The sequence below is a fragment of the uncultured Arcanobacterium sp. genome (genome assembly GCF_947253055.1).
In the GTDB taxonomy this organism is placed as follows: Bacteria; Actinomycetota; Actinomycetes; order Actinomycetales; family Actinomycetaceae; genus Arcanobacterium_A.
Window position 1 is genome coordinate 1 of record NZ_CAMXYE010000055.1, and the last position, 9720, is coordinate 9720.

The following is a 9720-nucleotide window of genomic DNA, read 5'->3' on the forward strand; positions in this document are numbered from 1 at the left end:
CAAGAAAACACGGTCAACGCTTAAACCACCTGGACCTAATTCCTAGGCCACTCCAGTGGGGAGCGAAGAAAACGAGGAAAACCCGAATCATGTGTGACACTGGAATACGTGCAAGACGAAACGAGTAAACCTAATCCGCTAGAGCAGGAGCCTTCTGGTGGCGATGGTAAGGCCGTGGTTTACGGAATGATTGCCGGGATGATGGCCGGCACTGGTCTTGGGTTCATTATGAACAATATTGCCTTAGGGGTAGCTATCGGCACAGGAGTCGGAATCGCGCTAGGGGCAGGCTTGACCGAAACAAAAGGTTCCAAATAATCCCGGGAAACAACTAGGGCGCATCTACGAGCGTGCTTTCAACAACTGCTCCATAACCTCATCACCCGGGGCCGCCCCGGTATAGTCGCTAGTGCAGTTCGCCCGCACAATCTCAAAAATCTCATACCAATACACGTTTGCCTGTTTACCAAAAGACTGGGACATGGCGACGAACGGGGAGGCGATAGCAGCCCCCGTGGTCGGGTGCTTGCCGAGCAAACCGAACTTGGAGATCGCCTTCTCACACTGCACATACCGGGCAAATGCCTGGGCGTAGGCCTCAATCAGCCGCTTAGAAACAAACCTCGTGCAGCCACGCTCATCAAGCCAGCGCCACGTCTCCCGATACACAATGTCCGCGCCCAGCGGTTTGCCATCGCGCTGCACCTCCGACAGATACTCGGCAGGCTCCGGCATCACCTCACCAGCAAGCACCGCGCCCGCGCCAACATCTGCGCCCTCGAAATCGAAAGGGCTCGCTAGCGAATCTTCCAGGCGAGTAGCAGGCAGACCCTTGGCGAGTTTCTCATTGAGCGGGTCGGGTTTCGCGCCCGCCCTCACGCGGCGCCCACCGCGATTAGTTCTGCCTTTCGCCACTGAAATAAGCCTTACTGTTAAAATATAATTTTGAAAATGGTTCGAGAGATTTTGGTAAGTATGCGGACAAATCGTACGTATTTCAATCGCAGCGCTGTATGGCTGTGTTTTCTGCTTGCCTCCCTGCTGGGTCTTCTCATGTTTCTAGCGCAGGTTTATTATTCAAAAGGTAGTGTGCTACGGGGCGCGCCTATCCTGCTAATAGGAAAACCTGTCAATATTCTTTTACTTCCTGCCACTATTTACCTAGTTGTGTCAGTTTTAGCTTTAATCTTGCTTATCGCTACGCTGAAGCAAACAAATAGTGACATTAAAAAGAGATGGGTAAAAGTAATTCTCATGGTTGCGTTTCTTACAGGCACAGTAGCTTTTGCAGGGACTGTCATTAACATGGATAGTTACGGCATAGTTCCTTCTAAGCAAGGCGCTACCAATTGTCGGGTTATCTATTCGTGGGGAAATAGCGCGATGTATCACAGGTTTGGGCGATTCTATACCGTGTCGAACAATTTTCATCTTGGCGTTAAAACGCCGTATTCGTGGTCAGCCAAAGGCTCAGGAAAAATAGATGACACCGCTTGGGAAGTGCGCTGGGAATCAGGAATCGGGACACTCCGCACTTATTCGAGTATCGGAATAGACCCTGACACAGATATCCCAGCGCGCTTCACCTGCGACGAGTGAATGTGCTTTAGCCTTTACTTAGACACGTTGCATAGATGTATGCAAGACGATTCGCTTCGCTTTGATCAGGCAAACGATTAGCATGAGCAGCCATAGTGAGCGAACCTCCCAGCTCTCGCAGAAGTAGACGGCCAGCTGCGCGTACTGGATCTCAAACGCGAACACGTACGCCAAGCCATCCGCCAAGCTGGGGAAGCTAAAATGCTCTACGCCTCGGATCTCGCACATGACTACCAGTAGAAAATAGAAAAAGGAGCTAAGAAGTCTGTTCACTCTACAAACTTTTTAGCGCCAGCAACACTTTTTAGCGTCTCCGCCCAAGCACGCACCCACTAGCTGAAATCAGCCTCAGGCACGTCGTCTCGATGACCCTAGCAGAGGCAAGCGAGCGCGCGAGTGAAACCCAGAAATCTGCGCTGACAAGCCAAACCGCCCCTCCGCGCAACATAAAAACAGGACGCTCACTTTGTAGCAAAATGAGCGTCCTAATGGTACTAGTAATCCCTGCCGGGATTACGCACTATTTCGTCGTCCTTACTAATGAAAAAGCCCGAAGGCTTTTTCACCGTTCGGACTCCTCATGGTGGAGCATAGGGGATTCGAACCCCTGACCTCATCATTGCGAACGATGCGCGCTACCAACTGCGCCAATGCCCCAATGCCTATTTATGCTACCACGGAAGTTTTCCACTGCACTACTTCCGGGATTAAGAGGCGAGAAAAACCACACAGCACCGCGTTTTTCTCTTATCTTTTCTCTTATATTTTTCTCGCAATTCCTAGGAGCTTCACTCATAATTTTCTAGCGCTTTTTCGCGCCGGAAAATTATTTTCTGGAGTATTACTAGGAAAAATACCAAAAGATACTAGGCGCGCCGGCGAGCTAATAGATCGTCAAGAGTATTACCACTACCCAGCAAATCTAGGCGTGATTCTTCCGATCCGCTCATCTCCGGTGCAGCATGCGCTGCCGCTACTTCGGCATTGCCGATTCGCTCTCCTGGGCGCTGCGGACGATACGGGACGGCCGCTTCTGCCACCGGACTCGGCTCATAGGGCTTTACGGTACGTTTCTGTATCGGCTCTCCCACCTGCCCGAGCGCACGCCCCTTTCCTTTCAAGGTATAGCTAGGCTTTGCGATTGCTGCAGAGCGAGATGCAGCAGCCAGCTGTTCTTTCGCCGCGCTGCCTGATTCAGTGCGCGCCGCCTTTTCCGAACGAGAACGGGAAGCATATTGACGCGAAGGAGTAGCCGCTTCTTGCTCCGAAAGAGTAGATGCCGATAATTGCGCCCGCGCCGCCGTTATGCGTGCCATCTTTTGCCCAGCCGGCACTCTTCGGCGCGCCGGTGCGATACTGCGGGAACGCTGCGCGCGCGCTTTCGGTGCTCCGTGCGCACCCAAAATTTCGTCACTCCGCGCAATTATTTCTTGGTCTTTTAGCGTTTCCTGACCCCAAACTTGCTGGAAATGACGCAGAGCAACTCCATATCCCAAGCTCAAAACAGTGCATATAACCGGCACTGCCCAAGAAAGCACCGATACTAGCAGCAGAACCCACGCTAAAAGCGTGATTCCTAGCAGAGCTGCCCCACCTAGCACAGCTCGGCTTCTATATACAGAACGGCGCACAATTCGCGCGCGAGCCCGTGCTCTTCCGCGCGCTACTGCACGTAAATCACGGGGTTTTTCCCGTGGTGCCGGTTTTTCAGCCATTGCCTTGCGCTCCCTTATAAAAATAGTCCCGTATTCATGGCGTTCATTTACTGCCGCTGTAGGCACTGTATGAAGCAAACGCAACTGCGCTGAATATTTTTCTTCGCTGTGTACTTCGTTGAGCACACTACGCCGCTGCCACAGAGCCGGAGCCAGATAGAGAAGAATCAGCACCACTGCGACTGCAATTGCTAAACCTTCTCCACCCATACTTTTACGCTATAAAACTCTACTCTTTTCCGCAGTATCCCCGCGGCGGTGTGTTGCTCGCTTTTCCTCATTCTAAGAACGAAAAGTGTCACTCCGTTATCATGATTCACAATACTCCCGCAGATATATTTTCAGGCGGGTACACTCGCTTATGGCAAGATAAAATATTTAAGAAAATAAAATATAAATACCGACCCGCGATAAATTAATCGGAGCAGGAAATGGCGCATTCTTCTTTACACCTACCTAATATCGAGGATCTAGAAGAAGAGGACGCCAAGCAACTATTGCGCGCCGCAGTGCGCGAGCATCGCCGGCAGCGCAGCGAAAAATCTCGCCAAGACCTCTCCCAATTATGGATAAGTACGGTACTAGATTTTTTGGGCGATGCTAAGACAGTAGCGGGATTCGTTTCCACTGAATTTGAACCACAAACTTTCGATTTATGTACGATGATTGCCGACAGCGGAAAACAGCTACTGCTGCCGAAACTCGGGCCCGGGCTCACCCGCTCCTGGGGATTTTTCAAGGGGCGCGACGACTTGACGCAGATGGCGCCGGGGCGTCCGCCCGAGCCCACCGGCCCAGCATTTGATAACGAAGTACTCGCCAGCGTAGATGCCTTAATTATGCCGGCGTTACTCGTATCGCGTTTCGGCGAACGTCTCGGGCAAGGAGGTGGATGGTACGACCGCGCCCTAAAAGCGGCTAAACCGGGCACGCGGATTGGCGCAATGATATATCCGGAAGAGTACGTAGATTTCCGGTTGCCGCAGAACGACCTCGATATGCTCATCCCCTACGTATTACTACCAAAGCAAATAATTACCACGGCCATAGCTGCCTAGGGTTGCCACACTTTTCTATCGCTCGCGTATTTTCTTAGCTTTTGCGCGGCTTTTGCGCGGCTTTCGCACAGCCTTTGCACAGCTTTCGCACCCTCGCGCAAGTTCCTAGCCTTAGCTCCCGCACGGCTTTCACGCCTTAGTTTTCCACTAGCGCAGAAACCGGCGAGCTTTTCCCCAGATTTCTGGTACCTACTTCTAGGAGCCAAACCTTTTTCCAGAATCTAAGTATGAAGAAATCAGCACTGCGCGCGCAGCGAACTACTTTACCTGTGCGCGCCTTTATCTGGAGATGGAAATGGGTAGGGATTGCCCTTCTCCTAGCTTTACTTTTACAAAGTGGTTGGACGGCTTTTACTGATTTACGCCCTGGTACAGTGCAAGTTGCGGTGACGAAAAAGGCTCTCTACACCGGAGCGGAATTGACGGCGGGAGATTTAGAGATGGTGGCGGTGCCCGTAAATATGGCACCGGCGTCGAGCATAAAAAATATCCAAGAAGTACTCGGGAAATCACTTATTACACCGTTACCTCCGGGAATCCCTCTCGCTGCCGAGATGCTATTAGATGGAAGTCTCCGCGAGCATGCACCGCCGGGGATGGTGATAATTGCGTTAGCGCTTAGCAATGCAGCGATACCGGATATGTTGCAAATAGGCGACCGAATCGATCTCTATGCAATCGGAAAAAACTATAAATCTTTGGCGGCAGCTGGAACTGCTGGAACTGCTGAAACTGGTGAAACTAGTGGAGTTACTGAAACAGGAGCAAAAACAGATTCCGATAGAGAAGAGAGCAGCAATAGCGATAGTAGTGCTAGTAATAGCAGCACTATCCGAAAAAATGCCCAAATACTGAGCAGGGGGGCGATAGTGGTCAGTAAAATGAAAAAATATTCTGATTCCTTGCTGGGGAAACCGCTTCCCGATAACGAAAATAGCTTACTCGTAGCGGTAGCTGAAGCAGATGCCCCCGCAGTCCTATCTGCCCAGGTAGAGGCACCTCTCTTTCCGGTTTTGAATACCGGTACTGCTCCGTAAAATTCTTGCTCAGGAGCTCATCATGCATAGAGTGTTAAAATTTAATACGCAACAGAGGAGGAAAAATGCTGCAAGGATTTAAGGAATTCATTAGCCGGGGGAATGTAATTGATTTGGCAGTAGGTGTGATTATTGGGGCTGCTTTTACCCCGATAGTGAGCGCACTTACCGATAACATCTTGATGCCACTCATCGGAGCTATTTTTGGCAAACCCAATTTTGACCATATCTGGACTATTCACTTAAATGGCGCCACTATTTTACCGGGTACCTTTGTGACTGCCGTAGTTAATTTTCTGATAGTGGCAGCCGCTATCTATTTTTTCGTAGTAGTCCCGCTCAATAAACTAAATAGCCACAAGAAAGCGACGGCAGAGGCGGATGATGCTGCTCTCGCTCCCGATCCCGAGGTGTTGTTACTGGAAGAAATCCGCGATTTATTGGCAAAAAATAATCACTCTGCGCGCTAATAGAGCTCCATACGCTAGTAGAGTTCCGCGCTCTGGAAAAATGCTAGTTTCTGGCAGAATGTTAGTTTCTAGCAAACTGTTGGTTTCTAGCTAACTACTAGTTTTTAACTGAACTTATAGTTTCCCAAAATGCGGCGGGAGCTCCGCCAGAATCTCTTTTTCGCGCGGGCTCAACTTGGCCTCGTCAACAACTTTTTTTTGCCGCCAAGTAGCACGCTCCGGAGCCGGAGCACTCTTTGCGTCGTGAATATGCAAAGCCTCTTCTGGGCAAGCTATTTCACCACGTTCTAACCGCTCTCTATCGAGACGAGAAAGCGCCGTCACCCGCCGATGTGGCACTTTTCCTCTCTCCGCTGCCGGCTCCCTATTTACCGGAAAATTTTTACTCCTCGGCATCACTATCTGCCAAAGATTCTTCCACGGCTTCGCTTGAATCCGCACTGATATCTTCCTCTAGGGCATAGCAGCTCTCTAGCTGCTCGATTATTGCTCGCGCCTGCCCCGCCGGATCTATAAAGAGCGAAGTGGAGAAGGTCTGATACACCAGCCAACCCGCTTCCTGGAAAGTCTCCTGCCGATATCTATCGCGCCGGCGCAGGGAAGCTTGGCTAGCGTAGGCCGCATCATCTAGCAAAACTGCCAAAGCCCAAGTGCCAGGAATATTTTTATGCCCAACTACCAGCGGAATTACTTCCGAATCGCTATAACCATAGTTACAGGCAGTCATCCACCCTTTTTCTTCTAAACGGCGCGCCAAATCTGCTAACAATGGAGTAACTTCCCGATCCTTTTGGCTACTAGCAGGAATAGGAGTTGCAGCCGCTTCCCATTTACCGGGTTCTACCCCTTTATTAATCAACTCAGCCAACAACCGCGGGCCTGGCGCCGAAACTTTCTGTAAATCAATATCTCCCGGCGCGAGGGAAGTAACTACAAACAGATTATCGCGAGCCGCATTAATTGCCTCCACGAGTCCAATAAAGCCCGGCACCGTAGCCAATTTATCGAAAGAGTGCAGCACGCGGCCGTGCACCGTCTTTCCGAAACCGGGGGAGAAAATAATATTATCTCGCCGCAAACCCGCCGCTTGGAGAATATCTACCACTACGAAAGGTTCCTGTTTATTCAGATGCCGCAGCTGTGCCACATACTGCCCCGCCGCGCGATGCTCACTCAAAGCTTTCCGTATCTCTTGCGCGTGCCGCGCAGACGCCGTCACTACTGCTAGAGAATCCGGATTCTGATCTATAGCGTAACGCAGCACTGTCTGCACTACTTCTTCCACTTCGGCTTTCGGTGCTTCTACTGCCCCGCCACCGCTCGTAGCTGGCACGCCGCGCCCATCCACTACTTTCAGCAAAATCGTATCCGTCAATGGGCGCGCAGGATAGAGACTATAAACTCCTGCGTAGCCATTTTCATTCAACGCCCGCAGACTCAACTCTTCATAATGCACCCGCGTAGCTGGTAGCTGGATAATCGGCAGCACTTTCGCAAAATCTAGCAGCGCATTATTCTTTGCTTTACTATCCGCCCCTTGCGCCCGCTCAGCAATCATTTCCGCGCGGCGCACATCGCCGGCCAATACAATCTGCCGCCCTCTGGCCAGCAGAGATACTAAAGAAGCGACGCTCGAAGTATCACCGGTATCTGCGATTACTAAATCTGCCCAAGGCATCGGCGGTATATATTCAGCCTCCACCACTGGCGGCACAATCCATACTGGCCGCGCCACCTGCATTATTCGCGGATAAGTAGCAATCATATCGCGCAAAGCCGTAATGCCGTAGCTAGCCAAGGCCTTATCCATCTGGATAGTTTCTTCTCGCCGCCCGCGCGCCGTATCGCGCATATTGCGCACCGCCGCCAAGAGTACCGGATCTGCCAGCGAATCTACGTGCTTCTTATCGGCGTCTAAAAATTCGTGGAGCATATTTTCAATATCGCGCGGGCCGTAAGCCGGGAGTACTTCTGATTTACTGAGGATGCGCTCAAAAATCGAAGACGTGTAGGCCAGATCCAGCTCGCTATCAATCATCTCTGCCGGTACTTGCCGGCGGCGTAAATCGGCAAGGAAATCTTCTAAGCCTATTTCGCGCAAATGGGCAAGCAACTTATTTCGCTCTGCCAAATTTTCCATCTGCGCCGCATCTACCGCCAAGCTTTGCAGCTGTTTCTGGAGCTGCGGGAAAGCGATATCTACATAAGCCTCTACGTTTTCACCAGCGCCGGTCTCTACCGCTAGCTTTGCCAACTCGGCCACTACTTGGCTATAGGTGGTACGCGCCGCCACTAAACTGTGCGGCAATACTGGCCAGCCGCCGTCTTGGGCATAGCGCCGCCACACTTGCCGGCGTTCCGCTACTCGCTGCAGTTCCGTATGTAAATCTGCCGGCACCACTCCAGGGCGGAGCATATCCTGCGCAGTATGAATAATGGCTTTTCTTTCACTGCGGGAAAGTTTATAGCCACGCTCTTTTCGCCATTCTTTAGAGGCAGTAGCCGCTATGAAATCATCTGGAGAGTCGTCAAAAATATGTGGCTTAAAAATATCTAGCGAAGCAGAAATGCCCGCAAAGAGATCTAGCTGCTCCTGCCACTGCGCGAGATTCTCCGCCGGCCGCAACCCCGTATCTTTAGCTACTTTTTCTACCTGCTGCATAAGCTCCGGCAAAGTAATTTCTGCGAGCTCCGCCGCCCGCGCAAAAGCCGCTTGCGCTTCTTCTCCATCGGTGAGCGGCGAATTTTCCCACGCAGAAATCATTGCCGAATCACTGAGAATTCCCAACTCAGCGGCGCGCTGTAAATCAATTGCCGCCGTCACGTATCCATTTCCCGCTAGCGAATCTAAAGCTATCTGCGGCAAGCGCACCTTCGTCTTCGGCGCTTTTTCCTTCCCCGTCAGCTGCACTAATTTCTCTAAAGCCGCGTATACCGAGATGGAATACTCTTCGTCTACTCGATGTAAATCTGCAATAAAGGATTGCAGCTGCGCCCGGGCCCGCACTAATTTATCGCGATTGGAGAGCACCCCGTCTAAATCAATAGCCGGTGGTTCTAAACGCAGACCCGTGCGGATTCGCGGCGGCACCGCTTCAATATCGGAAAAATCTAGTACCAGCTCTCCCAGCCCGATTTTTTCTAACTCGTGGCGCAAAGCCTGCCCGGCTGCCGCACTAGCCGGCACAAATATCATCGATTTACCAGAGGCCGCCGCGTCGGCAGCTATCGCAGCAATAGTAGAGAATTTTTCCGTACCCGGAGGGGTATCCATAATCAGCGAACGCCCCGCCGCTACTGCTTCGACTACTCCGAGTTCCACCGTATCGTGGTCGCCTGCTCCGCGCTCCGTTTCTGGAGAGCGATCTTCTTCTAAGACGGGTGGCAAGGGTTGCGCAGAAAGCGCGCGGCGTTTTTCATCTCCTGCGAGTGCAGTCAAAATTCCTGAACTCTTTATATAAGGCTCGAGCGCTTCTAAATCGTTGAGCATGATTTGGGCTGGATTGTGGAAACAGCCAATTAACGCCTGCTCACGATAGCTAAATCCTGGCAAGTAGAGCCGCGAAAGCGTAATCAGACGCTGAAAAATTTTCTCGACGCCAAGCGAACGCTGCACCAATTCACGCAAATCCGCTATTTCTTCCGCAGAAATTCCATTTTCCCGCAAGGCCTTTAGCAAAATCGGATTCACTTCTGCCTGCGGAGAAAGCTGAATAGCACCGTCTCCATCGGGCAAGAAATCTAGCCGGAGTCGGCGATAAACAGCAGGCGCACTCTGCTCTACGGCAGTTTTTATACCCAAGACCGCCCCCGCCGCATCTTCTCCAGTAGCAGGAGCTGC

The 9720-nt window shown here is 51.6% G+C and carries 9 protein-coding genes and 1 tRNA gene; 5 read left to right on the forward strand and 5 right to left on the reverse strand.

The features are described 5' to 3' along the window. The first annotated feature begins 108 nt into the window (after nucleotides 1–108). Nucleotides 109–318 (forward strand): hypothetical protein, encoded by a 210-nt coding sequence (locus Q0X35_RS04640; protein WP_297566037.1) that lies wholly within the window; start codon nucleotides 109–111, stop codon nucleotides 316–318. A 24-nt stretch (nucleotides 319–342) separates the two neighbouring features. Here Q0X35_RS04640 and Q0X35_RS04645 read toward each other — a convergent pair whose 3' ends face one another. Then, nucleotides 343–915 (reverse strand): P27 family phage terminase small subunit, encoded by a 573-nt coding sequence (locus Q0X35_RS04645; RefSeq protein ID WP_297566039.1) that lies wholly within the window; start codon nucleotides 913–915, stop codon nucleotides 343–345. Nucleotides 916–951: 36 nt separating this feature from the next. Between Q0X35_RS04645 and Q0X35_RS04650 the strand changes: the two genes are divergently transcribed. Further along, nucleotides 952–1599, forward strand: a complete 648-nt coding sequence (locus Q0X35_RS04650) for a hypothetical protein (RefSeq protein WP_297566040.1) — start codon at nucleotides 952–954, stop codon at nucleotides 1597–1599. Between the two features lie 581 nt (nucleotides 1600–2180). On the opposite strand, the gene Q0X35_RS04655 is transcribed toward Q0X35_RS04650, so the two are convergent. Then, nucleotides 2181–2256: transfer RNA gene (locus tag Q0X35_RS04655), tRNA-Ala, on the reverse strand. A 209-nt stretch (nucleotides 2257–2465) separates the two neighbouring features. Next, complete coding sequence (locus Q0X35_RS04660; RefSeq protein ID WP_297566042.1) at nucleotides 2466–3524, reverse strand: hypothetical protein; 1059 nt, start codon at nucleotides 3522–3524, stop codon at nucleotides 2466–2468. A 221-nt stretch (nucleotides 3525–3745) separates the two neighbouring features. Between Q0X35_RS04660 and Q0X35_RS04665 the strand changes: the two genes are divergently transcribed. From Q0X35_RS04665 to mscL, 3 genes are all read left to right on the forward strand, one after another. Continuing rightward, the gene (locus tag Q0X35_RS04665; RefSeq protein WP_297566044.1) at nucleotides 3746–4372 is read left to right on the forward strand and encodes a 5-formyltetrahydrofolate cyclo-ligase; all 627 of its coding nucleotides are present in this window, start codon (nucleotides 3746–3748) and stop codon (nucleotides 4370–4372) included. Between the two features lie 227 nt (nucleotides 4373–4599). After that, nucleotides 4600–5409, forward strand: a complete 810-nt coding sequence (locus Q0X35_RS04670) for an SAF domain-containing protein (RefSeq protein WP_297566046.1) — start codon at nucleotides 4600–4602, stop codon at nucleotides 5407–5409. 65 nt (nucleotides 5410–5474) lie between these two features. After that, complete coding sequence (mscL, locus tag Q0X35_RS04675) at nucleotides 5475–5879, forward strand: large conductance mechanosensitive channel protein MscL (RefSeq protein ID WP_297566048.1); 405 nt, start codon at nucleotides 5475–5477, stop codon at nucleotides 5877–5879. Nucleotides 5880–5993: 114 nt separating this feature from the next. Here mscL and Q0X35_RS04680 read toward each other — a convergent pair whose 3' ends face one another. After that, the gene (locus tag Q0X35_RS04680) at nucleotides 5994–6218 is read right to left on the reverse strand and encodes a hypothetical protein (RefSeq protein WP_297566050.1); all 225 of its coding nucleotides are present in this window, start codon (nucleotides 6216–6218) and stop codon (nucleotides 5994–5996) included. Nucleotides 6219–6261: 43 nt separating this feature from the next. Further along, nucleotides 6262–9720 (reverse strand): hypothetical protein (locus Q0X35_RS04685; protein WP_297566052.1); only part of this gene is annotated, 3459 nt, incomplete at its 5' end.